Source organism: Streptomyces sp. NPDC002742 (assembly GCF_042888885.1).
In the GTDB taxonomy this organism is placed as follows: domain Bacteria; phylum Actinomycetota; class Actinomycetes; order Streptomycetales; family Streptomycetaceae; genus Streptomyces.
The window spans coordinates 53,022-78,833 of record NZ_JBIAQF010000002.1; the positions used below are offsets into that span (position 1 = coordinate 53,022).

Sequence of the window (25,812 nt, forward strand, 5' to 3'; positions counted from 1 at the left end):
CGAGCGGCGTACGAGAGGGGGGTCACCGCCCGGTCAGCCGGCAACGGCCGACCGGGCGGGAGCGTGTTCCGGCCTGAGTACGTCCACGGTGTGCCGCAAAGTGGCCTCGCCCGCGGTCTCGTACGGCGAACGAAGGGAAGGCGTCGTCACGGGTGTCGACGCCGGAAGCGTGAACCACACGACCTTGCCCGACTCGCCGTCGGGCCGCACACCCCAGCTCTCGCTGACCGCCGCGACCATGGCGAGGCCGCGTCCGCAGGTGGAGCCGGGATCGGCTTCCCGCACCACGGGAAGCCGGGGGTCGTGGTCGTGCACCGAGACCGTGAGCCGGTCGAGCAGCAGCTCGATCTCCACGGTGCAGATCTTGTCCGGCTGGGCGTGCCGGTGAACATTGGTCAGCAACTCGGTCACTCCGAGTGCGGCCCGGTCTATCAAGGGGTCCAGATGCCAGTAGCGCAACTGCGCAGAGACGATTCTGCGGACCTGGCCGATCCGCGACGGCAGGGCTTGGAGCTCCACCGTGCAATGCCTGCTTGGCTGGCTGATCACGGCTGCGACTCCCCGAATTGAGGTCCGGAAGAAGACGGAGATCGGATCCAGCAGAGGCGGCTGAGTGGAACGGCCGCCTGCTGTGGTGGCCGGCGGGCTGGTTCGCAGCGTTATCGCCGGTAAACCCAGAGTAGTGACGTGACATCAGAGTGACGCAGGGGGCGGGGTCCTGCAACTCGCGGCGCTTCGACGCGGCGCGGGCGCGGCTCAGCCGCTGCGTCCCGCCGCCCTGCGGACCGCCTCGATGAAGCGGCGCGCCGACGGTGGCCCCGGCCTGCCGGGTGCGGGATCGTGCTCACCGAGCGTGAGGGAGTAGCGCGTGCCGTTGACGTCCGCCGACGCCCGGTCCTCGGGTGCGAACCAGGGCTTCGACGCGCGTACCGCCTGCACCGGCGCGCTGTCGATCTCGCTCCCGTAGCTGGTGAGCAGTTCCAGCCTGCCGTCGCTGATCCGGACCTGTCCGGCCCGGGTGAGCGAGCGCAGCCTCTTCCCGATCCGCACGCCTGTGGCCGTGAACTCCGGCTCCGCCATGATGCCCCGCCCCCTTGTGTGCTCCGGCTGTGCCCTGTCGTGACCCAGTGTGCATCCCCGTCGGGGGCGATCGCCCCCGTGCGGTGCAGTCTGCCCGCAGGCAACGTCGAGCACCAGTGCTCACGGCGATGCGGCGGCGGTGGCGGGAGCAAAGGCCGGGATGCGCCCCCCCTCGCGGATTCCCGCCCTCCCCCAGGGGTGCCTTTGGGTTGCCCAAAGACGTGTTTATGCAGGTGAGAAGGGTGCGGAAGGTGTTTATGATCGAGGCGTCCGACCAGGCGAAGCGGTGTCGGTGCCATGCGTTAGGAGCCATCCCGTGAGCACGCCCCAGCAGACCCGGACCGGCCAGACCCTCGATGTCGACCGCAGTGACGCGGAGTACCGGGCCTGGCTCAAAGAAGCCGTCCGCAAGGTCCAGGCCGATGCCAACCGCTCGGCCGACACCCATCTGCTCCGCTTCCCGCTGCCCGAGGAGTGGGGCATCGATCTGTACCTGAAGGACGAGTCGACCCATCCCACCGGCAGCCTCAAGCACCGCCTCGCCCGCTCCCTCTTCCTGTACGGACTGTGCAACGGCTGGATTCGGCCGGGCCGCCCGGTGATCGAGGCGTCCAGCGGTTCGACCGCCGTGTCCGAGGCCTACTTCGCGGGGCTCGTCGGCGTGCCTTTCATCGCGGTCATGCCCCGCACCACGAGCGCCGAGAAATGCCGCCTGATCGAATTCCACGGCGGGCAGTGCCATTTCGTCGACGACGCTCGAAAGATCTACGAGGAGTCCGCCGCCCTCGCGGTCGAGACGGGCGGCCACTACATGGACCAATTCACCTATGCGGAAAGGGCCACGGACTGGCGAGGGAACAACAACATCGCCGAATCCATCTTCCGCCAACTGGCGTTGGAGCGATTCCCGGAGCCCGCGTGGATCGTCACCACGGCAGGCACCGGAGGTACGTCGGCGACTCTCGCGCGCTACGTCCACTACATGCAGGCGGACACCCGTATCTGTGTCGCCGACCCGGAGAACTCGTGTTTCTTCGAGGGCTGGACCACCGGGGATCCTGACGTCACCTGCGACAGGGGCTCACGCATCGAGGGCATCGGCAGACCGCGCATGGAGCCGAGCTTCGTGCCCGGGGCCATCGACCGCATGATGAAGGTGCCGGACGCGGCGAGCGTCGCCGCCGTACGCGCCCTGGAACAGGCCATCGGCCGCAAGGCGGGCGGCTCGACCGGCACCGGCCTGTGGAGTGCCCTGAAGATCGTCGCAGAGATGGTGGCCGAGGGACGCAGGGGGAGCGTGGTGACGCTTCTGTGCGACCCGGGGGACCGCTATCTGGACAAGTACTACTCGGACGCGTGGCTGGCCGAACAGGGCCTGGACATCGCGCCGTACACGACGGCCATCAACTCCCTGCTGGAGACGGGCGTCTGGCCGGCCTGACTCCGGGCCGGCGTGATTCCGAGGTCGGCCCGGCTCCGGGCGGACCCGGCCTCTGGTGGGCTGACCTGGCGGACGGGCGTGCCTTCGGGCCGCACCGATCAACCTCCGTCTGGGGGAACCTCGTTGTCGCTGACGCCTGACGCCTGACGCCTGACGCCTGACGCCTGACGCCTGACGCCTGCGGTCCGGCCACCGAGGCCCGGTGTCTGAAGCCTGACCCCCGGCCCGGCGCCGACCGTGTGCGTCGGCCGTTCAGGCGGGTGCCGACGCCAGTCGCCGGTCGAGGGTCGTCATCGCGCCGCGGAAGGCGCGTCCCAGGCCGCACCGCCCCACGACAAGTGCCGCCCGGAAGAAGGCCGTTCCGTCGGCGGCGAAGGTCCACTGCACGCGCGTCCCCTTGCCCGAGGGCGTCAGCCGCCACTCCTCGACCAGGGCCCGGAGTCCTGGCGCGTTCGTGGCGTCCACCCGGTACGCGTACAGTTCGGGAGCTTCCGAGACGAGGACGGTCTCCTCGAAGCGCGTTCCGCCGCGAAGCCGCACCTCGCGCCCGGTGCCGTCCGCGGTGGGCCGGGCGAGGGTCACCGCGGAGAACCACTCGGTCCAGCCGGACACGTCCTCGGCGAGCGCGGAGAAGACCGCCTCGGGCGAGGCGGCGACCTCCCGGGCGAACACGAGTCGCAGCGGAGCGGTCTCGACGAAGCCGGGTCCCTCCGGACGCAGGCGACTTGCCATGGGTGAACCCCCTTGCCGGAACCGGGTTCCGGTCTCGTGTGTGTGCGGAAGGCCCGTGACGGCCCGCTGTACCGCCTCACGGAACCGAACCCGCCCGACCGTCTCGGGGAGCCGTCCGCTCGACCGCCTCACGGAATCCCCCCCCCGGTCGGCCACGAGCGACGGCCCGGTCACGCCCGCGTCATGGACGGCGCCGACGGCATGACCGGCGGCGCGGCCAGCGTCACCCTAGCTGGCGGCCCGTCAGATGTCTGTATCGTCCTCGGGTTCACCGGCCACCACCAGGCGCCGCAGATGCTCCGCGATCTCCGCGCGCGCCTCGGCGGGCATCCCGCCGTCGGTCACCAGCGTGTCGACCTGCTCCAGCGCGGCGAACGAACTGAGGCCCACCGTGCCCCACTTGGTGTGGTCCGCGATCACGATGACACGGCGCGCCGACTGCACGAGCCGCCGGTTGGTCTCCGCCTCCGCGAGGTTCGGCGTCGACAGCCCCGCCTCGGCAGATATGCCGTGCACACCGAGGAAGAGGACATCGAAGTGCAGTGCCGCGATGGCCTGATCGGCCACGGGCCCGACGAGCGAGTCGGACGGCGTGCGCACCCCACCGGTGAGCACGACGGTCGCGGCGCCCTGGCGCTGACCGGAGGTGCGCTGTGCCGAGTGGAACACATCCGCCACGCGTACCGAGTTGGTGACCACGGTCAGGTCCGGGACGTCCACGAGGTGATGGGCCAGCGCGTACGTCGTCGTACCACCGGAGAGGGCGATCGCCGAGCCCGGCGCGACCAACTCGGCGGCGGCCCGCGCGATGTCCTCCTTGGCGGTCAGTTCCAGGCCCGACTTGGCCTCGAAACCCGGTTCGTGCGTGCTTGCCTCGACCACCGGCACCGCGCCACCGTGCACCTTCTCGACGACACCCTGACGGGCCAGCGCGTCGAGGTCACGGCGGACCGTCATGTCCGAGACACCGAGTCTTCGCGTCAGCTCGTTCACGCGGACGCCGCCCCGGCGACGCACCTCGTCGAGGATCAGAGCTCGACGCTGCTCCGCGAGGAGGTTCTGATTCTCACTCACGACCGCTCCGGTCCTTTCGCCGCTGACTGCCCGACTCCGCCCGAACCCGCTCCCACGTGGACATTCTCCTTGCCCGAGGTCTGGAGGACGACCCATCCTCGCACGGGACACCGTCGGCCGCGCCACTGCCCGTACGCCCGCCGCGCCCCTCCCGTGCCGCCACGTTCACACGTATCGGGGAGATTCCGTGAGTTCGGGTGCGCACGCCCTCCGAGGCGCGAGACCCTTGTGCCTGCACTTGACACATGAGACACACGGGGCACGGGGAAGTGCGGAACAGTGGAACGTGCACGGGAACACGCCATCGACGGGGAGCCAGACAGCCCCGTACAGCCGCCCGCAGCGGCCGGTTCCGCCCTGGAACTCATGGTCCACGGGGTCGGCGGCACCACGCCGGAGGAGATGCTGAACGATCCGCGGACGGTCCGGATCACCGGCGACGCGACGGCGGCCGTCTTCCGCCGCGCCGACGACACCGATGCCGAGGAGCGCCCGGGCGACCACTCCGGCGGGCCGGTCCGCGAGGCGTACGTGTGGTGCAACCTCACGTCCGGCAACGGCGCCCGCGCCCTGTGGCTCCTGTTACTGCCCTTCATGGTGGTCAACCTCGCGCACTGGATGCGTCCCGCCGCGCACGGCCGAGGGCGGGCGGTGCGCCTGTACGGGCTGCTCGTCCGCCTCGCCGGGCTCACCCTCACGGTGCTCCTGGTCGCCGCCGCCTGCGAGGTCGCCCTCGACCTGGCCGCCTGGCAGTGCGCGGGCACCCGTGCGTGCGTGCGCAACCACTCCTGGCTCGGATTCCTCTCCCCGGACCGGCCCGACGCCGGCTGGTGGAGCCAGCCGGGCCGCCGGCTCGCCCTGGCCTGTCTGGTGCCCGCGGCACTCACCACTCTCCTGTGGTACCTGTCGCACCGCACCTGGAGCGAGTACGAGTCGCAGCAGCCGATGGCCCGCGCGGCCGAGCACGACGACGAGACCGACGGCACCGGACTCGGCCGCCCCGGCTTCTGGTACGGGCGCCGCCTGGTGGCCCGGCTGCGCGCCGCGCACACCGCCGCGGGCTTCCTGACCGTCGCCGCGGCCGTGGGCTCCTCGGCCGCCCGCTACGACCGCGCTCGGGGCGGGTCCGCCGTGCTGGAGACGCTGGGCGAGCTCCTGAACGCAACACTCGTGGTGGGCGGGGCCGTTGTGCTGTGGGTGGTCTGCCGTCGCGGCCGCAGCGAGAACCGGATAGACCACGGACGCGACAGGACGCTCGTGCGCAGGCTGCCTCTGGGCTCGGTCGCCCTGCTCGCCCTCACCCTGGTGTACGCCGGCTGGTCACGGCCCCGCTGGCATTCGACGGGGCGCCTGCCGGGCGACGCCACGTTCGGCGGCCTCACCCTCGTACAGGGCCTCCTCGTGATGGCGCTCGGCGTCGTCGCCCGCGCCCTGTACCGCACGAACACCCAGGTCCCGGGCCCGGGCGGAGCAACGGGCAGCGCCCTCGACACCCGCACCGCGATGCGCGGTTTCGCGGGGCCCGCCGTCGCCATGCTCGCCTGCGCCCTGGGCGGTGTGATGTCCGGAGGAGTGTCCCAGCGGGTCGCCGACTGGCTCGACGGCACCCGGCACTCGATTCCCGGTCCGCCCGTCCTGCTGACCTGGCAGGCCTCAGCGATCCCGCCGCTGCTCCTCGTCCTGCTAGCCCTCACCGGGTGGCTCGCCCGGCGTACCTGGCAGCTGCGCCGCCGCGAGACGATCGCCGTCGAACGCGAGTACCTCGGCGCGGCCAAGGACTCCGCCCGCACCCGCCGCATCGCGAGCACGCGAGCGATGGCCGCTCTCACCGACCGGGCGCCGCTCATGGTCGGCGTCATCTCGGCCGTGACCCTGCTCCTCGGAGCCTGCGCCCTGGCCGGGGCCTTCGCCACCGGGGACGCCCCGAGCGAGGCCGCGCGCGGGGCGAACGGCTTCGTCCACGGCGCGGCCGAGACCGCGCAGGCACTCGGCTCCTGGCTGATCGGCCTCGGTTTCATCCTGTTCGTCACCTGGGGCCGGCGTGCCTACAAGGACCCCGCCGCCCGCCGCACCATCGGCATTCTCTGGGACGTCGGCACCTTCTGGCCGCGCGCGGCCCACCCCTTCGCGCCGCCCTGCTATGCCGAGCGCGCCGTGCCCGACCTCACCTGGCGCATGGCCACCTGGACCCGCGCGACCGGCGGACGGCTCGTGCTCTCCGGGCACTCCCAGGGCAGTGTGCTGGCGGCCGCCGCGGCCTGGCAGCTCAAGCCCTCGGTTCGCAAGAGGGTCGCGCTGCTCACCTACGGCTCACCGCTGGAGCGCCTGTACGGGCGCTGGTTCCCGGCCCACTTCGGCCCCGCCGCGCTGGCCTCGCTGCACCGCGAGGTCGCCTGCTGGCGCAATCTGTACCGTCGCACCGACCCGATCGGCGGGCCCGTCCGGCTGCCCGGCGACTGCGGTCCCGAAGTCGACCACGAACCGTTGAAGGACCCGCTCGCCTACGGCCGCACCGAACGGCAGCCGCTGCCCGCGCCGGTTCTCGGCCACTCCGACTACCAGGCGGATCCCGCCTTCGCCGACGAACGGGAACTGCTGCTGGCCCGGCTGCTGCCCGAGGTGCCGGGCCAGCGTCCCCGGGAGGACGCCCAGGGGGTGTGAGCTGTCTGTCCGAGCAGGCTCAAGGAGGCGGAGGGTCAGGGCAGTTCGGGCAGATCCTCCGAGTAGAGCAGGGTCAGGTCGTCCGTGTTCGGCTCGTCCAGCTGCGCGACGCGGCCCGCGTGCCGCTCCACCATGGCCTCGAACGTCTGGCGTGCCGTACGTCCGTTGCCGAACGCGGGCCCCTTCGGAATCGCCGTGAAGTACTTCAGCAGCGCCTCGGCCGCGCCCGGACCCAGTCGGTACTCGTGTTCCTCGGCCTGCTGTTCCACGATTCGCAGCAGTTCGTCGGGGAGGTAGTCGTTGAAGGTGATGGTCCGTGAGAAGCGGGACGCGACTCCGGGGTTGACCGACAGGAACCGCTCCATCTCGGCGGTGTACCCCGCGACGATCACCACCACCGCCTCGCGGTGGTCCTCCATCAGTTTCACCAGCGTGTCGATGGCCTCGCGCCCGAAGTCGCGGCCCGAGTCCTCCGGCGAGAGCGCGTACGCCTCGTCGATGAACAGCACGCCGCCGCGCGCCCGGTCGAACGCCTCCTGGGTGCGGATCGCGGTCGACCCGATGTGTTCCCCGACCAGGTCCACCCGGGACACCTCGACGAGATGCCCCTTCTCCAGCACACCCAGCGATGCCAGGATCTCGCCGTAGAGCCGGGCGACGGTCGTCTTGCCGGTGCCGGGGGAGCCGGTGAAGACGAGATGGCGGCGGGCGGACGCCGCCTTGAGGCCCGCCTGCTGCCGGCGGCGGCCCACCTCGATCATGTCGGTGAGGGCGCGCACCTCGCGTTTGACGTTCTCCAGGCCCACCAGTGTGTCGAGTTCACCGAGGACGATCTTCGATCCGCGGGTCGGCTGCTCGGGTTCCACACCGGTGACGAGCGGTTCCCGCTGGGTGCTGCGCTGACCGGGGATGGCCCCCGGCAGACTTGCGGACGAAGTGGACGTCGCGTGCGCCGTCTCGTGCGCCGGGGTGCGCAGTCCGGTGCTCTCGTCGCTCGCGCAGTCCTCGACGACGGGACCTCCGCCGGGCGTCGAGCCCGCGTCGGCGAACTCGTAGCCGCCACGCGCGCACCGCTCCGTACGGCACTTGCGCAGGGTCGCCCGGCAGCCGTCGATCACATGGAAGCCGTAGCCCCCGCTGTCCACCACCCGGCAGTTCAGGAAGCTGCCCCGGCCGTCCGCCGAGACATAGAAGCCCGCCTCGGCGGGCGAGGTGACCGTGCAGCGCTCGATGGTCGGATCGGCGCCCTTGGTGACGATCACGCCGGTCTGCGTGCCGTCCACGATGCAGCCGGAGAGGTTGCCGCCGCTGCCGTGGTCGCGGAACCAGGCACCTGTCGCGGCGTCCCGGATGCGGCAGTCGTCGAGCTGCGCGGTGGCTCCGTCGCTCACCGACACCGCGGTGTTGCGCACCTGCGAGATGTCACAGTCGACGACATCGGCGCGCGAACCCCGGTCGAGGACGAACAGCGCGTCCGGCACGTCGTGCACCCGGCACGAGTCCAGTACCGCCGTCGCGCCGTCGCTCACCCACACCGCGGGGTAGTCGCCCGTGCTGTCGAAGATCTCGCACTGGTTGGCGTCCACGCGGGTGCCGGGGTCCCAGACCGAGAGGCCGTTGCGCCCGAACTGCCGCACGGTCGTACGGGTCAGGGTGAGCACCGAGCGCGAGCGCAGATCGACCGCGTTCTCCGGGATGTCGTGGATGCGGCAGTCGGCGAGGGTGAGCACCGCGTCCGTGTCGAGGGTGACGCCGTCCGCGGTCGTACGGTGCACATCGCAGTCGGTGAGATGAGCCGTGGCCCGGCCGGTGATCTGCACCCCGGAACCTTTGACCTCGTACACCTCGCAACCCACCGCTTCCAGCGACGAGTTCTCGCCGGTCGCCGACAGGCCCGCGCCGGAAGTGTGGTGCACCCGGCAGCGCTCGAGGCGCGGATGCGCGCCCCCTCGGACCGCGACCCCCGACTGGCCGGCCGCGACGACCTCGCACTCCTCGAACACCCCGCCGCCGCCGTCCAGTACGGCGATGCCGACGCCCGCGGGGTTGTCGACCGTGCAACGGCGCACGGTCGGGCGGGCGCCACCGCGTACCTCGATCCCGGCGGCGGAGCGAGTGACGATCCGTATGTCCAGCAGTTCCGGTGTGCCCTCTTCGACGAGCAGCGCGGGCGAGGCCGAGTCCTGGCCCTCCACATGCAGGTCCTGGACCACGGCGGAGGCGCGCACGGTCAAGGCCACGCCGTCGATCGGTGCGATGCGCACGGAACCGGGGGAACCTTCGGGGCCGCGCAGCGTCACCGCGCGGTCCACCACCAGGTTCTCCCGGTAGGTGCCGGGGGCGACGGTCAGCACGTCACCGTCGGCCGCGGCTTCCAGGGCGGCGGCCAGCGATGCGTACTCACCCGTGCGGCGCCGCCACCGCGAGGTTCCGGTGTGCGTGACCTGGACCGTGCCCTGTGCCATGGCGCTGTTGTGCCCCCACCTCGTCGTACGCGGGTCCTGCGAGGTCGTGCTGATGCCCCGTCGGCCGGGTTCCCGGTCCCTGCGGACAGCCTCTCACGACGGCGCCGAACAGTTCGGCCGGTCCACCGTAGCGTGCGCGGGGACGCCCGGTTGACCGGAGCGGGAAGGGCGTCAGCTGCCGGTGTCTGCCTTGCCCCAGTCGGGACCCGCCTTGTCCCATGCCCGGTCCCATCGGGCGTGACGCCGACGGACCATGTGCCACAGGATCCAGCGCCTGCCGGCCTCCAGGAGTCCCGCCGACAGCACGGCCGCGCCGAAACCGGCCAGAACGGCGTGCGTCGTCGCCGTGGCACCGTCCAGCGGACGGCCCATTATTCGGCCGTGCCGGTCGGTCCAGACCGAGAAGTGGTCGCCTGGACGGGGGGACTTGAGGGTGGCCACCACCGTGCCGCGCCGCGCGGTGCCGTCCGGCGCCGTCCAGTGGGCCAGGACGCGGCTGTGCGCGTCGCGCCCCGACGGCGTCTCGGGGTCGGGCGCCAATGGGCCCCGGGGCAGCTTCCTGACGACGACGGCCGTCACCTGGTGACGGTCCTTGCGCTGGTCCCGTACGGCCTTTTGCAGAGTGCCCTGGACCGAGGCTCCCACGGCCGCTCCGGCGAGGGGTGCCGCGACGAGGACGAGCAGGAGGGCCGCCAGGGCCAGCCAGGCTTCCACGAGATCTGTCGTGCGGCGCAGCGGATTGTGCCGCCAGCGCCAGAGACCGATGATCGCGCGCACCGTCCCGCACCCCCTTCCGCGTACGTGATATCCCGCAGCGGAGCCGTTCACGCGCGGAGCCGGGGAAGAGAGAGCGACGTCACCCTCCCCCGAGGCCCTTCATGAACGTCCCACGCAGACTCAACGCTTTTGCCCCGCAGCGGGGTTCCCCGTGCCGGGCCTCCGGCGGAATGCGATCGCGGGCTACGCGAGGACCGTGACCGGATCACCGACCCGCAGCGTGCCGCGGGACTCGGGCACCAGGTTCTGCCCGAAGATCAGCTTGCCGTCGAAGCGACGGTGCCGGGCGAGCGTGCGCAGGGGCTCCTTGCCGCGCAGGGCGGTGCCCTGGTCGGTCGTGGTGACTACGCAGCGGCCGCACATCCTGGTGACCCGGAACGTGACCTCGCCGATCGCTATCCGCGACCAGTCGTCCTCGGCCCAGGCGTCTGTGCCGGAGATGACGACGTTCGGCCGGAAGCGGTTCATCGGCAACGGTCCCTCCTCGGCGTGGCCGCCCCGCTCGATCAAGGAGTTGAGAGCGTCCAGCGATCCGAGTGTGGTGACCAGCAGCGGATATCCGTCGGCGAAACTGACGGTCTCGCCCGGCAGCGCGAAGTCCGGGTCGACGGGCCGGCGGACGGCCGGATCGTCCATGTGGACCAGGCGCACATCGGCCCCCAGGTACCCGCTGCACCAGTCGTGTGCCGCCGGGCCGGCGAGGACCGCTTCCACCTTGTCGCCGAAGATCTCCACCGTCGTCGTGCCGATGGGCTCGGGCACGGGCACAGTCACCGGCTCGAGGTTCTCGGCGGACAGACGAAGGCCGCCGCCGGGGAGTGTCTCGGCGGCGGCCAGCGCCAGGCGCGGCTGCTCGCGTTGCGTGACGACCTTTCCCCCGTCGTCGATCAGGACCCAGCGTCGGTCTCCGGCCAGCCCCCAGGGCTCCACCTCGGACTCCCGGAGCGACTGGCCCCGGAACGCCTTGACCGGATGGACGTGGATCGAGTGCAGTGCCGCGTTCCCCATGACCGCCATGGTGCCAGGAAGCACCGACAATCCGGTTCGGACGTGTCAGTACCCGCGGTACTGCTGACCGTTGTACGGGTCCTGGTAGTTGGCCGGGGCGGGGCGGGGAGCCGCGGGGCGCATCGCCTCGTAGCCCGTGCCGGCCGCCATCGGGCGGGGCTGCTGCGGCTGGGGATAGCCCCGAGGCGCGCCGACCTGCTGCGGGATGTACGGCGCGGGGGCCTGCTGCAGCGGCGAGGGCTGCTGGGCCTGCTGGTAGCCGTAGGAGGAGGGGCCGGCCGGCAGCGCGGGGAGCGCGGACGGCAGTGCCGGGAGGTTGTTGCTGCCCGAGTCGTAGGCGGAAGGGACCCGGATCGGGGCGATCTGAGGGGTACCCCGCTCAGCGACGAGGGAGTCGTAGATCGGGGTGTCCTGGAAGGCGGAGTAGTAACCGCCGCCATAGGTGGAGCGGGGGGAGGTCATGGCACATAAGTTAAGCCCACGATGTGCTGGTTGGGGAGACCGATAAGAGGGTTGTTTTCCGTGTCGGCGGTGACGCGGGATCCCCAATGCGAGCGAACTCGGGAAAAAAGGACGTCAAAGATGGTTGAGATCGTGTAAAGGCCGAGCTTCGGACGGGTTACCGGCGGTTGACCAGGATCTTCTGACGCGAGCCATGGGAGTCGGCGGACCTGGGGATTAGGTTTGGCGGGAACGGAGCCGGCGGTCCGTTCGGGACTCGTACCGGCGTGGAGACACGTGATGGGGGCGTACATGTCAATGCCTAAGGGATCGAATGTTCCTGTCCCGACGACCGCACTCCGGGTGGAATTGGGGTGGCGTTCAGGACCGGGGGTGCCCGACGTCGATGCCTCCGCTCTTCTGCTCGTGGCTGGAAAGGTTCGTTCGGACGGCGACTTCGTCTTCTACAACCAGCCGGCCCACCCCTCGGGCGCCGTGCGCCACGAGGGGAAGCGGAGCGACCGCGGCCAGGTGACCGACGCGCTGCTCGTCGATCTCACGCGAGCGGAAACCGTCGTCGAGACCGTGGTCCTGGCCGCCTCCGCGGACGGGGGTTCCTTCGGACGTGTGCCCGGCCTGTACATCCGGGTGCTCGACGCACAGCACGGCACGGAGGTCGCACGCTTCGACAGCGCCGACGCGACGGTGGAGACCGCCTTCGTGCTGGGCGAGTTCTACCGGCGCCAGGGCGCCTGGAAGTTCCGTGCCGTCGGACAGGGCTACGGAAGCGGTCTCGAAGGTCTGGCCACCGACTACGGGATCACGGTGGACGAGCCGCAGAGCGCGGCGCCCCCGGCCGCCCCTGTGCCCCCGTCGCTCGCCACCCTCGTGCAGGGGCCGCCGCCCCCGGTCGCTCCGCCGGTCGCCCCGCCCGTGACCATGCCGCCGACGATGGCCCCGCCCATGACACCGCGACCACCCGCCGCCCCTCCGGCGCCGGTCCGCCTGTCCAAGGTGACGCTCACCAAGGAAGCACCCTCCGTCTCGCTCAGCAAACAGGGCGGTACGGCCGGTGCCATGCGTGTGAACCTCAACTGGGAGGTGCGCAAGCAGTTCTCGGGCTGGGGCAGCAAACGCGGCCGTGCCGTCGCCATGCACGCCGACCTCGACCTCGACCTGTGCGCGCTCTACGAGCTGTCCGACGGCCGCAAGGGAGTCGTTCAGGCGCTCGGCAACGCCTTCGGAGCGCTGCACCAGCCGCCGTACATACATCTCGACGGGGACGACCGCACCGGGGCTGTCGCCTCGGGCGAGAACCTCTCCATCAACCTCGATCACAAGCAGAGCTTCCGGCGCATCCTCATCTTCGTGACCATCTACGAAGGCGCGCGGTCCTTCGCCGATCTGCACGCCACGGTCACCCTCCAGCCGCTGAACGGCGCGCCGATCGACTTCTCGCTCGACGAGTGCACGGTCCCGTCCACGGTCTGCGCGCTCGCTCTCATCACCGGCAGCGGCGCCGACCTCGTCGTCCAGCGTGAGGCCCGGTACCTGGTCCCCGCGCGCGGGGTGAGTCCGCAGCGCACCGTCGACCACGCCTACGGCTGGGGCATGAACTGGACTCCGGGCAGGAAATGACCTTCCGGTCCCCGTCCCTCAGTGCTCGTCGAGGGCCGTGTCGGGGCGGGCGTAGGTGCGGCCCTTCCAGGCCGCGCCGCGCCCCCTGTAGTGCTGCACCGCGGAGTCGACCGTCATGAGGAGATAGAGGAACGCGGTGACCGGCAGCAGGGGAGCGAGCGACAGGGGTTGCCGGTAATAACGGAGCATCGGCATGTACGTCACCGTCATCACCAGCCAGGCGAGCCCTCCGGCCGCCGCCGCCCACGTGTTCCCCGCGGCGAGGCCCGCCAGGAGGGCGACCGGCGGCACCAGATACACCACGGCGAGCCCGGCCACGGTTCCGGCGAGCAGCGGCGGGCTGTGCCGCAGCTGGGCGTACGCGCTGCGCGAGACCATGTGCCACAGATCGTGCAGCCGCGGATACGGGCGCACGCTGTCGACCCGCTCGGCCAGGCCCAGCCAGATGTGGCCGCCGCCCCGCTTGACGGCACGGGCGAGGGCCACGTCGTCGATGACGGCATGCCGGATGGCGTCAGGGATCCGCGCCCGCTCGGCGGTGTCCGCGCGCAGCAGGACGCATCCCCCCGCCGCTGCCGCCGTCCGCGAGCCCCTCACGGCGATCCGGCGGAAGGGGTAGAGCTGCGCGAAGAAGTAGACGAAAGCCGGCACGACGAGCCGCTCCCACGGACTCTCCACCCGCAGCCGCGCCATCAGCGAGACAAGGTCGAAACCACCCGTGCGCGCCGCCGCCACCAAGAGCCGCAGACTGTCCGGCGCGTGCGCGATGTCCGCGTCGGTCAGAAGCAGATATTCGGGTTCACGCGCGCGGGCGAGGCCGATGCCGTGGCGTACGGCCCACAGCTTGCCCGTCCAGCCCGCGGGCGGTTCTCCCGGTGAGCTGACGGTGAGCGGCAGTCCGCCGTGCCGGCGCGCCAGCTCGCGGGCCAGCTCTCCCGTGTCGTCCGAACTGCCGTCGTCGACGAGGAAGATCTCGGCCTGCCCCGGATAGTCCTGGGCGAGCAGCGACGGCAGGCTCTCGGGCAGGACGGCGGCCTCGTCCCGGGCCGGCACCACGACGCAGACAGAAGGCCAGTCCGACGGCTCTCGGCAGGCGGGCAACCGCACGTCCGTGCGCCAGAAGAAGCCCTGGCCGAGCAGCAGCCACAGCCACGCGGCCAGTGATCCGACAGCGATCCACAGGAGGGCGCTCACCTGTCGCAGTCTGCCCCACCACGGTCGACCGTAAAGACCGATCGTCTATGGTGACCGGGTGAAGATCGCGCTCATGGACTCAGGAATCGGCCTGCTCGCTGCTGCCGCCGCGGTGCGTCGACTGCGGCCCGACGCCGATCTCGTCCTCTCATCCGACCCCGGCAGCATGCCCTGGGGACCCCGCACACCGGAAGACGTCACCGCGCGTGCCCTGGCCGTCGCCGAGGCCGCCGCGCTGCACCGGCCCGATGCCCTGATCGTCGCCTGCAACACCGCCTCGGTACGAGCCCTGCCCGCCCTGCGCGCCCGCCTGGAGCCGGAGGTGCCCGTCATCGGCACCGTCCCGGCGATCAAGCCGGCCGCCGCGGGCGGCGGACCCGTGGCGATCTGGGCCACGCCCGCCACCACCGGCAGCCCGTACCAGCGGGGGCTGATCGAGGAGTTCGCCGGCGGCGTGGAGGTCACCGAGGTGGCCTGCCCCGGACTCGCGGACGCCGTGGAGTACGCCGACCAGGCGGCCATCGACGCCGCGATCGCCGCGGCCGCCGAGCGCACCCCCGAGGATGTAAGGGTCGTCGTCCTGGGCTGCACCCATTACGAGCTGGTCGCCGAGCGCATCCGCGCGGCCGTGCAGCGCCCCGGCCGTCCGCCGCTCGTCCTGCACGGTTCCGCCGGGGCGGTCGCCGCGCAGGCACTGCGCCGGATCGGCGAGCTCGCGGACCCCGGGGCCCCCGCCGACTCCACCGTCACGGTCCTTCTGAGCGGACGTGAGGGCGCGCTGCCCCCGACCGCGCTCGCCTATGAGGAAGGCCGCATACTCTCGGCGGTCAGCCCGGCACGCTGAAGGGCGAGAGCCCCTGTCCTCGTGACGCCCTGCCCGCCGCCGAAGACGTCCGCCCCAGGACGGACCGCGGTGAACACGCGGGCACCCGGCTCCCTGCGGGCACGGTCGGTCACCCTTCGGACGCCCTCGGTGGGACGCTCGTCCACCCGGTGGAGTGACACTCCGCGACCCGGTGCCCGCGCAGCGGAACCTGAGTAGTCTCATGGGCATGAGGGACCACCCCCACGGCGAAACCTCCTCGCATCCGGAGATCTGGACCGGACGTGCGAGGAATCGTGTTCAGTGGCTGCCCGCCATAGGCGGCGTGGCCTGTCTGGCTCTCGGGATCGAGCTGGCCGTCTCCTCCGGCTGGACGTCGGGAACGGCGCCGCTGGTCATGTCCGTCGTCGGATGCATCGCGGCGGGACTGCTCATCCTCTTCGGCACGCTCGCGTTCGTCCATGTCGCCGTGCGGGTGGACGAGGACTTTCTGGAGGTGCGCTGCGGCCACATAGGGCTGCCACGCCGCCGCATCCCTCTGTCGACGGTCGTAGGCGCCGACTTCGCGCCCCAGGTCACCCCACGCCAGTGGGGCGGCTGGGGGTATCGCTGGCGGCCCGAGCAGGGAACGGCCGTCATCGTCCGGCGGGGCGAGGGCGTGGTGCTGCGCCTGGGCGACGGCCACACGTTCACGATCACCGTGGACAACGCCGAGGCGGCGGTACGGATCATCCGCGGCCATCTGCGCCCGGACACGACCGGCGTGGTGCGCTGACGACAGCGGTGGGGTCGATCACGACACCGGATGACTGTCGGAACGCCCGGCCGGGGTCAGCACGTCGTACGGCTCCCCCGTGGTCAGTGGTCGTGCGGTCGCGAGCCCGGCGAGCAGTCCCGCGCCCGCGGTCACCGTCATGAAGCTCAGCGCGTTGCCGATCGACGCGATGACGGCCACCGCCGTCAGGGCCGCGCCCGTCGTCAGCGCGATCGGCGTGGTGCGCGGCGAGCGCAACAGCGCGTACAGGACCCAGCAGAACGCCGTCGCGAGCAGGACCACGCCGGTCAGCCCCTGTTCGGCGGCTTGCTGCAGGGGCGCGGAGTGGGGTTTGCCGTCGGGCAGCAGTGACTGGGCGACCGTGGGACTGAGCTCTCCGTAACGGCCGGGCCCGACCCCCAGCCCGGGGTTCGCCCGGGCCATGCGCAGGGCGTCGTGCCAGAGCAGGACGCGGTGCTCCGTCAGCTGGCCCTCCAGGGACTCGGTCAGTCCGCCCGGCAGCGCGTCCTCGCCGATCGCCCAGGTCGCCCCGGTCACCAGCGCGGCGGAGGCCACGAGCCCCGTCAGGCCGGGGCCCCGGCGCCGCGCACGGGCGGCGGCGAGCGAACACAGCAGGACCCCGGTGCAGGTGAAGAATCCGGTGGTGGACCCGAGGAGCGCCGCCGTCACCGCGGTCCCGGCGGCCCCCAGCCGCAGCGCGAGCCGCAGGGCGGGCGGGCGCGCGGCCCACGCCGCGCAGCACGCGGCGCCGCAGGAGAGGGTCAGCAGGGCGGTCGTGGCACCGGTGTGGCCGAGCTGGAGGCTGATCTGCGGGCCGGGCGTGGCGATGGCGAGACCGAGTCCGGCCAACGCTCCGGCACAAAGAGCGGCTACCGGCAGAAGCGCTCCGAGGATCCGCCCCGAGGCGTAGCCCGCCGCCACGGCGAGAACCGCCAGCAGCATGCCCTCGGGCCGGCCGTCGTGCGCGGCCGCGGTGATCAGCGACCAGGCGGCACAGACCGCGAGCACGACCACACCGGCCACATCAGAGGCGCTGCGTCTTTCGCCCGTGGCCGCCGAGTCAGCCGTGGACGCCATGCCCGTTGAACCCACCCCCGTCGCCCCCCGACTCTGCCGGACCCCGGGCGCCGTCACCGCGTCAGGCCGCACGTCAGAGGTTCGGCCACACCGTAACGGGTGATGCGCCGCTTTGGGGACCCGTTGTGCAGGAACGTTGCGGCAGATCCGGGCGAAGGCGTGCGGTGAGCGGTGTCGCGCCCATCGGGACCGAGGAGGCCGAGCTGTCGGCGCCCAGGTCAAGCGCCGTACACTCCCCAAGTGACCGCCACCGCAACCACCGTAGACGAGCCGGAACAGCTCGAACCCCAGGCCGTGCCCGCCCCGCGCGGGGCGGCTCTGGCGCGTCGACTCGTTCCCGCCGCCGCCGCGGCGCTCTCCGGAGTGCTGCTGTACGTCAGTTTCCCGCCACGGACCCTGTGGTGGCTCGCCCTGCCGGCCTTCGCGGTCTTCGGCTGGACCCTGCGCGGTCGCTCCTGGAAGGCCGGTCTCGGCCTCGGCTATCTGTTCGGCCTCGGATTCCTGCTGCCGCTGCTGGTGTGGACCGGCGTCGAGGTCGGCTCCGGTCCCTGGCTCGCGCTCGTCGCCGTGGAGGCGATCTATGTCGCGCTCGTCGGCGCGGGGATCACGTTCGTCTCCCGCCTGCCCGGGTGGCCGCTGTGGGCGGCGGCACTCTGGATCGCCGGAGAGGCGGCACGCGCGCGTGCGCCCTTCGGCGGCTTTCCCTGGGGGAAGATCGCGTTCGGACAGGCCGACGGCGTCTTCCTGCCGCTCGCAGCGGTCGGCGGCACTCCAGTGCTCGGCTTCGCGGTCGTGCTGTGCGGCTTCGGGCTGTACGAGATCGTCCGCCTGGCCGTCGAGCGGCGCGGTACCGGCGTCCTGCGTCGCGGCGCCGCCCTGGTGGCGCTGCTCAGTGTCGCCGTCCCTGTCGCCGGGGCGCTCGCCGCGCGGATGCTCGTCAGCGACAAGGCCGAGAACGGCACGGCCACCGTCGCGCTCATCCAGGGCAACGTCCCGCGCGCGGGTCTCGACTTCAACTCCCAGCGGCGTGCCGTCCTCGACCACCATGTGCGGGAGACCGAGCGACTGGCCGCCGAGGTCAAGGCGGGCAAGGCCGCCAGGCCCGACCTTGTGCTGTGGCCGGAGAACTCCTCCGACATCGACCCGCTCGCCAACCCCGACGCGCGCTTCGTGATCAACGAGGCGGCCAAGGCGATCGGTGCCCCCGTCTCCGTCGGCGCGGTCGTCGAACGGCACGGCAAGCTCTACAACGAACAGATCCTCTGGGACCCGGACAAGGGCCCGGTGGACGCCTATGACAAGCGGCAGGTCCAGCCGTTCGGCGAGTACCTGCCGCTGCGCCCGCTGCTCGGGGCCATCAACAAGAACTGGACGAGTATGGTCCGCCAGGACTTCAGTCGCGGCACCGAACCGGGTGTCTTCACCATGAACGGCACCAAGGTCGGCCTGGCCACCTGTTACGAGGCCGCGTTCGACTGGGCCGTGCGCAGCACCGTCACCGACGGCGCCCAGATCATCTCGGTGCCCAGCAACAACGCGACCTTCGACCGCAGCGAGATGACCTACCAGCAGCTCGCGATGTCCCGGATCCGCGCGGTCGAGCACAGCCGCACCGTCACGGTGCCCGTGACGAGCGGTGTCAGCGCCGTGATCATGCCGGACGGGAAGATCACCCAGAAGACCGGGATGTTCGTCGCCGACTCCCTGGTCCAGAAGGTGCCGCTGCGCTCCTCCGAGACCCCGGCCACGAAGCTGGGCATCGTCCCGGAGATGATCCTGGTGCTGGCCGCGGCGGGTGGCCTCGGCTGGGCAGCGGCGTCCGCGGTCCGCTCGCGGCGGAACACCGGCGCCTAGGACGGGGTTCCCGGGTCCGCGCGGGGTGGCGGAGTCGCGCCGATAGGGTCGGGGTCATGGCTATTCCCGACTTCATCCGCGCGATCCGGGCCTCCGCGGGCCACCAGCTCCTCTGGCTTCCCGCGGTGAGCGCCGTGGTCTTCGACGACGAGCGCAGGATTCTGCTCGGGCAGCGTTCGGACAACCACCAGTGGGCGCTCATCTCCGGTATTCCGGAGCCGGGGGAGCAGCCCGCGGCCTGCGCGGTGCGCGAGGTGTACGAGGAGACGGCCGTGCACGTCGAGGTCGAGCGCGTCGTCATGGTCCGGGCCGGGGAGCGGGTGACTTTCGCCAACGGCGACATCTGCCAGTTCATGGACACCACGCTCCGATGCCGCGCCGTCGGCGGTGAGGCCCGTGTCAATGACGACGAGTCGCTCCAGGTCGGCTGGTTCGACGTGGACGCCCTGCCGGTGCTGAACGAGCACGCCCTGGCCCGGATCAAGCAGGCGCTGGTTGACGAACCCACATGGTTCGAGCCTATGACCTGAGTGTGAAGTATGTGCGCTGACCACATCGGTTGGGGTGCGGGTGCTGCTTAGGGTCGAGGCATGACCTTGCCCAGCGCCCTTTTGGGCCTCCACGCTTCCGCACTCGACCTAGGCGGCCGCACAGCCCTCGTCACCGGCGCCGCGAGCGGAATCGGCCGGGCCTGCGCGCTGCGGCTCGCCGCCGCCGGCGCCGAGGTGAGAGCGGTCGACCGGGATGCCGCCGGCCTGGAAACCCTGGCCGAGCAGACGCACGGCCTGGCCGGGACCGTCGAGCCGCACGTCCTCGACCTCACCGACCTCGACGCGGCGGAACAGGCCGGGGCCGGCGCCGATGTCCTCGTGAACAACGCGGGGCTGCAGATGGTCCGGCCCATCGAGGAATTCCCGCCCGACGTGTTCCACAGGGTGCTGACCGTGATGCTGGAGGCGCCTTTCCGGCTCATCCGCGGCGCCTTGCCTCATATGTACGGGCAGGGATGGGGTCGCATCGTCAATGTCTCCTCAGTCCACGGGCTGCGCGCCTCGGCGTTCAAGTCGGCGTACGTCGCCGCGAAGCACGGACTCGAGGGCCTCTCGAAGACCGCGGCCCTCGAAGGCGCGCCCCACGGGGTCACCTCGAACTGTGTGAATCCCGCTTATGTGCGCACCGCACTGGTCGAGCAACAACTGGCCGATCAGGCGCGGACGCACGGGATTCCGCGAGAGCGCGTGCTGACCGAGGTCCTGCTGCGGGACAGCGCGGTCAAGCGGCTCATCGAGCCGGAGGAGGTCGCGGAGGCGGTGGCCTATCTCTGCGGCCCGCAGGCGGCCTTCATGACCGGAACGTCGCTGACGCTGGACGGGGGCTGGACCGCGCACTGAGCCGGGGCTGGGGCCGGGGCTGGAACCCGCACCAGCCAACTCGCCACGAGCAGTAGCGGAGACAGTCGTGAGTTATCCACAGGGACGGGGCGCCGCCCCGCGGATGCGCGATCCTGTTGCCATGTCCCGCGATCACGTGCCATCAGCCGAGCGCTCCGCCGACAGCGCGGAAGCGCCGTTCCTGGAACTCCTGGCCAGAGGAGCGACCGCCGACGCCTACGAGCAGCCGGTGCTGCTCGCCCGCGCCGAGGGCCTGTCCGCCGAGAGCGTCGCCGCGCTCGAACAGGCCAAGTCGCTCGCCCTGCGCGTGCGCACGGAGATAGAAGGACGGCGCCGCCGCGAGGCCGAACTCTCCGCGCTCTTCGAGACCGCACACGATCTCGCGGGCCTGCGTGACCTCGACGCCGTGCTGCAGGCGATCGTGCAGCGGGCCCGGTCACTGCTGGGCACCGACATCGCGTACCTCAGCCTGAACGACGCGGCCAGGGGCGACACCTATATGCGTGTCACCGAGGGCTCGGTCGCCGCACGCTTCCAGCAGCTGCGGCTGGGCATGGGGGAGGGGCTGGGCGGACTCGTCGCACAGACCGCCCGCCCGTATGTCACCGACGACTACTTCAAGGACGAACGCTTCCAGCACACCCGGGCCATCGACGCGGGCGTGCAGGACGAGGGGCTCGTCGCGATTCTCGGCGTGCCGTTGATGATCGGTCCCCAGGTCATCGGCGTGCTGTTCGCGGCGGACCGCAGGGCGCGGGTCTTCGAGCGGGAACAGATCGCGCTGCTCGGCTCCTTCGCGGCCCTGGCCGCGGCCGCCATCGACACGGCGAACTCGCTGGCGGAGACCCGCTCCGCTCTCGATCGCCTGGGCCGGGCCAACGAGATCATCCGAGACCGCAGCGGAGTGATCGAGCGTGCCTCGGACGTCCACGACCGGCTGGCCGAACTGGTGCTGCGCGGCGGGGGAGTCCACGACGTGGCCGCAGCGGTGTCCGAAGTCCTGGCCGGCACGGTCGAGTTCGCGGAACCTGGCGGCACGCAGGCCAAGGCCGTGGAGGCGGCCCGCGCCGAAGGCCACGCCGTACAGCACGGGGACGACTGGGTCGCCGCGGTGGTGGCGGGAGGCGAGCTGTTCGGCGCGCTGGTGCTGCGAGGGCATCCGGGACTCGACCCCGTCGACCAGCGAACCCTGGAGCGCGCCGCGATGGTCACCTCGTTGCTCCTGCTCGCCAGACGCTCGGCCTCCGAGGCCGAACAGCGCGTGCGCGGTGAGCTGTTGGACGACCTGCTGGACGCCCGGGACCGCGATCCGAGGCTGCTGCGGGAGCGGGCGGCGCGGCTGCACGCCGATCTCGACGGCCCTCATGTGGTGCTGGCGGCCCGACTCGACGTCACGGCCGCCGACGCAGACCAGGAGGCCGGCGCGCGCAGACGGCTGTGGTCTGCCGCGTCACATCTCGCCACCACCCGCCACGGGCTGGCCGCAGCCCGCGACGGTGGCACCGTCCTGCTGCTCCCACTCGGGCCCGGCGACACGGCGACGACACTGGCCCGCCGCACAGCCAAGGAGCTCGGCACCGCCGTTCACGAGGCGGTCACCGTCGGTGCCTCGGCGCCCGTCGACCAGCTCGCGGCGCACCCCGAAGCGGTGGCCTCGGCGTACGCGGAGGGGCAGCGCTGCCTGGAATCGCTGCGCCTGCTCGGCCGGGCCGGCGACGGCGCGGCCGCCGAGGACTTCGGATTCCTGGGACTGCTGCTCGCCGGGGACCGGGACATCTCAGGTTTCGTCGGCCGCACGATCGGCGGAGTCGTCGCCTACGACGAACGGCGCGGAACCGATCTGCTGCGCACACTCGACGCGTACTTCGCGAGCGGTATGAGTCCCGCGCGCACGAAGGACGCACTGCATGTGCATGTGAACACCGTGGCGCAGCGGTTGGAGCGGGTGGGGCGCCTGCTCGGTGACGACTGGCAGAGCCCGGCCCGCACCCTGGAGATCCAACTCGCTCTGAGACTTCACCGGTTGTCGTCGGGCGGGCCGTACTGATCCCCGTACGCGGTATCGCGTACGGGGACCGGGGACGGGGGAGCGTGGGTCTGCGGTCAGACGGTACGGGCGTCCGCCGGTGTGACCGGAGCGGGTCGTTCGTCGGCCGTGGCCTCGACGTCGGACAGGTCGCGGTGGCGGGTCTCCTTCGCGAAGCCCACGGCGATCAGGGTCAGGACGACCGCCCCGATGACATAGAGGGAGATGGGAGTCGAGCTGTCGTACGAGGAGAGCAGCGCCGTCGCGATGAGCGGTGCGGGCGCGCCCGCCGCGACGGAGGCGAACTGGGCGCCGATGGAGGCACCCGAGTAGCGCATCCGGGTCGCGAACATCTCGGAGAAGAAGGCGGCTTGGGGCGCGTACATGGCGCCGTGCAGGACCAGGCCGACGGTGACGGCGAGAACCAGGTTCGTGAAGCCGCCGGTGTCGATCAGGGAGAAGAACGGGAACATCCAGAGGCCGATGCCCGCGGCGCCGAGCAGGTAGACGGGGCGGCGGCCGATGCGGTCGGAGAGCGCGCCCCAGGCCGGGATGACGGCGAAGTGCACGGCCGAGGCGATGAGGACGGCGTTGAGCGCGGTCTGCTTGGAGACACCGGCGGAGGTGGTGGCGTACACGAGGATGAAGGCGGTGATCACGTAGTAGCTGATGTTCTCGGCCATCCGGGCGCCCATCGCGACAAGCACGTCACGCCAGTGGTGGCGCAGTACGGAAACCAGCGGAAGCTTTTCCGGTTCGCCCGTCCCGACCGTCCCGCGGGCCTCCGCCCGCGCCAACGCCTGCTTGAACACGGGTGATTCATCGACAGACAGACGTATCCACAAACCGACGACGACCAGCACGCCGGAGAGAAGGAACGGGACGCGCCAGCCCCAGGAGAGAAAGGCGTCGTCCGACTGGGTGGCGGTGAGCAGTGACAGGACGCCGGTCGCCAGGAGTTGGCCCGCGGGTGCTCCGGTCTGCGGCCAGGAGGCCCAGAATCCCCGCCGCTTCGCATCGCCGTGCTCGGACACCAGCAGGACGGCGCCGCCCCATTCGCCGCCCAGCGCGAAGCCCTGCACCAGGCGCAGCGCGGTCAGCAGGACGGGGGCCGCCGCGCCGACGGTCGCGTGCGTGGGCAGCAGACCGATCGCGAAGGTGGCCCCGCCCATCAGCAGCAGGCTCAGCACCAGCAGCTTCTTGCGGCCGAGCCGGTCTCCGTAGTGTCCGAAGACGAGCGCGCCCAGCGGCCGGGCCGCGAACCCGACGGCGTATGTCAGAAAGGACAGCAGCGTGCCGACGAGCGGGTCGGAGCCGGGAAAGAACAGCTTGTTGAACACCAGGGCGGCGGCCGAGCCGTAGAGGAAGAAGTCGTACCACTCGATGGTGGTGCCGATGAGGCTGGCGGCGACGATGCGCTTGAGGCTGGCGGGGGGTGGGGGAGCGGTGGTTCCGGAGGCCATGTGCGCCACTTCCTCGTGTGCGGTGGGGACGGGTACGTGTCGGCACACGGTAGGAAGATGCACGTCAGGGGCACATGTGGTGGGGCAACATAGTTCGAGGGTCGGCTATGCGTGCGGCCACCATGCCGGCCCACGGAAGGGCGGTTCTGCGGCTCGAAGGCGGTCGAAACGAGTGCTGTCCGGGACGCGTAGTTCGGGGCGATTTGACGGTGCGGTGCTGACTCCCGTGCTGGTTCGGTGCTGACTAAAAGCCCACGTCATCACCCGTCTTCACCTGTCCCGTGCTGACTTGGTGCTGACTACGCTCCGTTGAACTCGGGCATCTGGGGTTGATCCGCTCAGGGTTGTTGCGTGGCAGGTGACCGGGCTGAGAGACCGAGCCGGGCCTCGCCGCTCAGCCGCCGTGGGCATGGGCAAGGTGCTGCGCCTGGGCGCGGTGCGCGTTCGGCCCAGCAGATTCTTCGTCTGCTGGTGGTACACGCTCACCATCACCTCTGGCCTGCGGTAAAGGGTGGAATCGTCTGCTGCTGGGCCGAGTTGGTCCGCACCTGGTCCGGATCTTGGTCCGTGATCTGTGGTGTTGGCGTGCGAGTCCTGCGGTACGACATGGCACAGGTCGTAACGACCGTCCAGGGGCGTCCAGCTGATCCAGGACAAGCGCGTAATGCCAGTTCAGAGCCTCACAGTCCGGGGGAGTCCGCACAGTTGGTGAGACGGTTGTGATAGCGCGTGAGACGACGAGGCCCCGCCGGGATGCTCCGGCGGGGCTTGTGTGCGCAGTGGGCTACGACGGGGTGCAGTGTCCGGTGGGGGGCACCGTTGTACTCCAGTTCTCCGCTCTTGAGTATGCGGAACAAAAAGGCGGTGAGGACACGCCCCTGCCGGGCCGTCCTGGCCGCCCTCGACGACGCCGGGATCGCCCTGGGCGAGGTCGACGCCCTCGCCTCCTACACCATGGAGGAGACCGACGAGGTCGAGCTGGCCAAGGCCGTCGGCTTCGGCGACCTGACCTTCTTCAGCAAGGTCGGCTTCGGCGGCGGCGGCGGCTCCTGCGCCACCGTCGCGCACCTGGCCGCCGCCATCGCCGCCGGCCAGGCCACCGTCGGCGTCGCCTGGCGGTCGCGGAAGCGGGGCAGCGGGCCCCGCCCGTGGACCAACACGGCCGTCCAGCTCCCCACCCCGGCCCAGTGGACCCGCCCGTTCGGCCTGCTGCGCCCCGCCGACGAGATAGCCATGCTCGCCCGCCGCCACATGCACGAGTACGGCACGACCCGCGACCACCTCTTCAACGTCGCCCTCGCCTGCCGCAACCGGGCCAACCAGAACCCGGCGGCGATCATGTACGACCGCCTGCTGACCCGCGAGACGTACATGACCGCCCGGTGGATCAGCGAGCCCCTCTGCCTCTACGACAACTGCCTGGAGACGGACGGGGCGCTGGCCTGCGTGATCGTGTCGGCGGAGCGGGCGCGCGACTGCCGCCGGGCCCCCGTCTACGTCCACTCCGCCGCCCAGGGCCTGCCCGCCCAGCACCACGGCATGGTCAACTACTGGAACGAGGACCCGCTCACCGGCACCGCCTGGGCGGCGGCCCGACACCTGTGGAAACACGCCGACTTCACCCCGCACGACGTCGACGTGGCCCAGATCTACGACGCCTTCGCCGAGGGCGGCGCCCTGGAGACCGGCGGACGGCTGCCCCTCAACACCGGCGGGGGCGGCCTCAGCGAGGCCTACGTCCACGGGTTCAACCTGATCAACGAGGGCGTGAAGCAACTGCGCGGGACGAGCACCGCCCAGGTCCCCGGCGCCGCCACCTGCCTGGTCACGGCAGGCGAGGGCGTCCCGACCTCCGCCCTCCTCCTGAGGAGCTGACCAAGGAACCGACCGAG

Annotated in this window: 21 protein-coding genes; 10 read left to right on the forward strand and 11 right to left on the reverse strand. The window is 71.3% G+C overall.

Annotation, left to right across the window (positions count from 1 at the left end; translation table 11 throughout):
- Positions 1–33: 33 nt before the first annotated feature.
- Both ACFYW8_RS03000 and ACFYW8_RS03005 read right to left on the reverse strand, forming a co-directional pair.
- A complete protein-coding gene (locus ACFYW8_RS03000; RefSeq protein ID WP_365873965.1) occupies positions 34–549 on the reverse strand; it encodes an ATP-binding protein in 516 nt (171 codons plus the stop codon).
- Positions 550–756: 207 nt separating this feature from the next.
- The gene (locus ACFYW8_RS03005) at positions 757–1,080 is read right to left on the reverse strand and encodes a hypothetical protein (RefSeq protein WP_365873963.1); all 324 of its coding nucleotides are present in this window, start codon (positions 1,078–1,080) and stop codon (positions 757–759) included.
- Positions 1,081–1,396: 316 nt separating this feature from the next.
- Here ACFYW8_RS03005 and ACFYW8_RS03010 point away from each other — a divergent pair, with 316 nt between their 5' ends.
- A complete protein-coding gene (locus ACFYW8_RS03010; protein WP_389066800.1) occupies positions 1,397–2,521 on the forward strand; it encodes a PLP-dependent cysteine synthase family protein in 1,125 nt (374 codons plus the stop codon).
- A 252-nt stretch (positions 2,522–2,773) separates the two neighbouring features.
- On the opposite strand, the gene ACFYW8_RS03015 is transcribed toward ACFYW8_RS03010, so the two are convergent.
- Both ACFYW8_RS03015 and ACFYW8_RS03020 read right to left on the reverse strand, forming a co-directional pair.
- Positions 2,774–3,253, reverse strand: coding sequence for an SRPBCC family protein (locus tag ACFYW8_RS03015; protein WP_365873961.1), 480 nt, complete (start codon positions 3,251–3,253; stop codon positions 2,774–2,776).
- 243 nt (positions 3,254–3,496) lie between these two features.
- On the reverse strand, positions 3,497–4,327 hold the full coding sequence (locus tag ACFYW8_RS03020; protein ID WP_365873959.1) for a DeoR/GlpR family DNA-binding transcription regulator: 831 nt from the start codon (positions 4,325–4,327) through the stop codon (positions 3,497–3,499).
- Positions 4,328–4,606: 279 nt separating this feature from the next.
- On the opposite strand from ACFYW8_RS03020, the gene ACFYW8_RS03025 reads away from it, so the two are divergent.
- Positions 4,607–6,988: a hypothetical protein gene (locus ACFYW8_RS03025; RefSeq protein WP_389066811.1), complete on the forward strand. Its 2,382-nt coding sequence runs from the start codon at positions 4,607–4,609 to the stop codon at positions 6,986–6,988.
- Between the two features lie 35 nt (positions 6,989–7,023).
- On the opposite strand, the gene ACFYW8_RS03030 is transcribed toward ACFYW8_RS03025, so the two are convergent.
- The 4 genes from ACFYW8_RS03030 to ACFYW8_RS03045 all read right to left on the reverse strand — a co-directional run bounded on the left by ACFYW8_RS03030 (position 7,024) and on the right by ACFYW8_RS03045 (position 11,700).
- Complete coding sequence (locus tag ACFYW8_RS03030) at positions 7,024–9,453, reverse strand: right-handed parallel beta-helix repeat-containing protein (RefSeq protein ID WP_389066816.1); 2,430 nt, start codon at positions 9,451–9,453, stop codon at positions 7,024–7,026.
- 171 nt (positions 9,454–9,624) lie between these two features.
- Positions 9,625–10,230 (reverse strand): hypothetical protein, encoded by a 606-nt coding sequence (locus ACFYW8_RS03035; RefSeq protein ID WP_365873955.1) that lies wholly within the window; start codon positions 10,228–10,230, stop codon positions 9,625–9,627.
- A gap of 183 nt (positions 10,231–10,413) precedes the next feature.
- Entirely contained in the window at positions 10,414–11,238 is an 825-nt protein-coding gene (locus ACFYW8_RS03040) for an MOSC domain-containing protein (protein ID WP_389066821.1), read from the reverse strand.
- Positions 11,239–11,283: 45 nt separating this feature from the next.
- Positions 11,284–11,700, reverse strand: coding sequence for a DUF6643 family protein (locus ACFYW8_RS03045; protein ID WP_365873951.1), 417 nt, complete (start codon positions 11,698–11,700; stop codon positions 11,284–11,286).
- Positions 11,701–11,991: 291 nt separating this feature from the next.
- Here ACFYW8_RS03045 and ACFYW8_RS03050 point away from each other — a divergent pair, with 291 nt between their 5' ends.
- Positions 11,992–13,317 carry a TerD family protein gene (locus ACFYW8_RS03050; protein WP_389066826.1) on the forward strand — a complete coding sequence of 442 codons (1,326 nt, stop codon included), beginning with the start codon at positions 11,992–11,994 and terminating at the stop codon, positions 13,315–13,317.
- Positions 13,318–13,335: 18 nt separating this feature from the next.
- On the opposite strand, the gene ACFYW8_RS03055 is transcribed toward ACFYW8_RS03050, so the two are convergent.
- Positions 13,336–14,511, reverse strand: coding sequence for a glycosyltransferase (locus tag ACFYW8_RS03055; protein WP_389066830.1), 1,176 nt, complete (start codon positions 14,509–14,511; stop codon positions 13,336–13,338).
- A 58-nt stretch (positions 14,512–14,569) separates the two neighbouring features.
- Between ACFYW8_RS03055 and ACFYW8_RS03060 the strand changes: the two genes are divergently transcribed.
- Together ACFYW8_RS03060 and ACFYW8_RS03065 are read left to right on the forward strand one after the other, a co-directional pair.
- On the forward strand, positions 14,570–15,355 hold the full coding sequence (locus ACFYW8_RS03060; protein ID WP_389066833.1) for a glutamate racemase: 786 nt from the start codon (positions 14,570–14,572) through the stop codon (positions 15,353–15,355).
- A 208-nt stretch (positions 15,356–15,563) separates the two neighbouring features.
- Entirely contained in the window at positions 15,564–16,109 is a 546-nt protein-coding gene (locus ACFYW8_RS03065) for a hypothetical protein (protein WP_389066837.1), read from the forward strand.
- A gap of 18 nt (positions 16,110–16,127) precedes the next feature.
- On the opposite strand, the gene ACFYW8_RS03070 is transcribed toward ACFYW8_RS03065, so the two are convergent.
- A complete protein-coding gene (locus ACFYW8_RS03070) occupies positions 16,128–17,186 on the reverse strand; it encodes an O-antigen ligase family protein (protein WP_389066843.1) in 1,059 nt (352 codons plus the stop codon).
- Positions 17,187–17,426: 240 nt separating this feature from the next.
- On the opposite strand from ACFYW8_RS03070, the gene lnt reads away from it, so the two are divergent.
- From lnt to ACFYW8_RS03090, 4 genes are all read left to right on the forward strand, one after another.
- Positions 17,427–19,040, forward strand: coding sequence for an apolipoprotein N-acyltransferase (lnt, locus tag ACFYW8_RS03075; RefSeq protein ID WP_389066846.1), 1,614 nt, complete (start codon positions 17,427–17,429; stop codon positions 19,038–19,040).
- Positions 19,041–19,096: 56 nt separating this feature from the next.
- A complete protein-coding gene (locus ACFYW8_RS03080) occupies positions 19,097–19,570 on the forward strand; it encodes an NUDIX domain-containing protein (RefSeq protein WP_389066850.1) in 474 nt (157 codons plus the stop codon).
- A 60-nt stretch (positions 19,571–19,630) separates the two neighbouring features.
- Positions 19,631–20,431, forward strand: a complete 801-nt coding sequence (locus ACFYW8_RS03085) for a 3-hydroxybutyrate dehydrogenase (protein ID WP_365873935.1) — start codon at positions 19,631–19,633, stop codon at positions 20,429–20,431.
- Positions 20,432–20,552: 121 nt separating this feature from the next.
- Positions 20,553–22,478 carry a GAF domain-containing protein gene (locus ACFYW8_RS03090; protein ID WP_365873933.1) on the forward strand — a complete coding sequence of 642 codons (1,926 nt, stop codon included), beginning with the start codon at positions 20,553–20,555 and terminating at the stop codon, positions 22,476–22,478.
- A gap of 56 nt (positions 22,479–22,534) precedes the next feature.
- On the opposite strand, the gene ACFYW8_RS03095 is transcribed toward ACFYW8_RS03090, so the two are convergent.
- The gene (locus ACFYW8_RS03095) at positions 22,535–23,920 is read right to left on the reverse strand and encodes an MFS transporter (protein ID WP_365873931.1); all 1,386 of its coding nucleotides are present in this window, start codon (positions 23,918–23,920) and stop codon (positions 22,535–22,537) included.
- Between the two features lie 864 nt (positions 23,921–24,784).
- Between ACFYW8_RS03095 and ACFYW8_RS03100 the strand changes: the two genes are divergently transcribed.
- Positions 24,785–25,795, forward strand: coding sequence for a lipid-transfer protein (locus tag ACFYW8_RS03100; RefSeq protein WP_389066860.1), 1,011 nt, complete (start codon positions 24,785–24,787; stop codon positions 25,793–25,795).
- Positions 25,796–25,812 lie beyond the last annotated feature (17 nt).

What these genes read in the sequence shown, in the direction of transcription:
- ACFYW8_RS03065 (WP_389066837.1), top strand. Translation starts at nt 15,564, where the DNA reads ATGAGGGACCACCCCCACGGCGAAACCTCCTCGCATCCGGAGATCTGG.
- ACFYW8_RS03040 (WP_389066821.1), bottom strand. Translation starts at nt 11,238, where the DNA reads ATGGGGAACGCGGCACTGCACTCGATCCACGTCCATCCGGTCAAGGCG.
- ACFYW8_RS03080 (WP_389066850.1), top strand. Translation starts at nt 19,097, where the DNA reads ATGGCTATTCCCGACTTCATCCGCGCGATCCGGGCCTCCGCGGGCCAC.
- ACFYW8_RS03050 (WP_389066826.1), top strand. Translation starts at nt 11,992, where the DNA reads ATGTCAATGCCTAAGGGATCGAATGTTCCTGTCCCGACGACCGCACTC.
- ACFYW8_RS03045 (WP_365873951.1), bottom strand. Translation starts at nt 11,700, where the DNA reads ATGACCTCCCCCCGCTCCACCTATGGCGGCGGTTACTACTCCGCCTTC.
- ACFYW8_RS03030 (WP_389066816.1), bottom strand. Translation starts at nt 9,453, where the DNA reads ATGGCACAGGGCACGGTCCAGGTCACGCACACCGGAACCTCGCGGTGG.
- ACFYW8_RS03070 (WP_389066843.1), bottom strand. Translation starts at nt 17,186, where the DNA reads ATGGCGTCCACGGCTGACTCGGCGGCCACGGGCGAAAGACGCAGCGCC.
- ACFYW8_RS03015 (WP_365873961.1), bottom strand. Translation starts at nt 3,253, where the DNA reads ATGGCAAGTCGCCTGCGTCCGGAGGGACCCGGCTTCGTCGAGACCGCT.
- ACFYW8_RS03085 (WP_365873935.1), top strand. Translation starts at nt 19,631, where the DNA reads ATGACCTTGCCCAGCGCCCTTTTGGGCCTCCACGCTTCCGCACTCGAC.
- ACFYW8_RS03095 (WP_365873931.1), bottom strand. Translation starts at nt 23,920, where the DNA reads ATGGCCTCCGGAACCACCGCTCCCCCACCCCCCGCCAGCCTCAAGCGC.
- ACFYW8_RS03090 (WP_365873933.1), top strand. Translation starts at nt 20,553, where the DNA reads ATGTCCCGCGATCACGTGCCATCAGCCGAGCGCTCCGCCGACAGCGCG.
- ACFYW8_RS03005 (WP_365873963.1), bottom strand. Translation starts at nt 1,080, where the DNA reads ATGGCGGAGCCGGAGTTCACGGCCACAGGCGTGCGGATCGGGAAGAGG.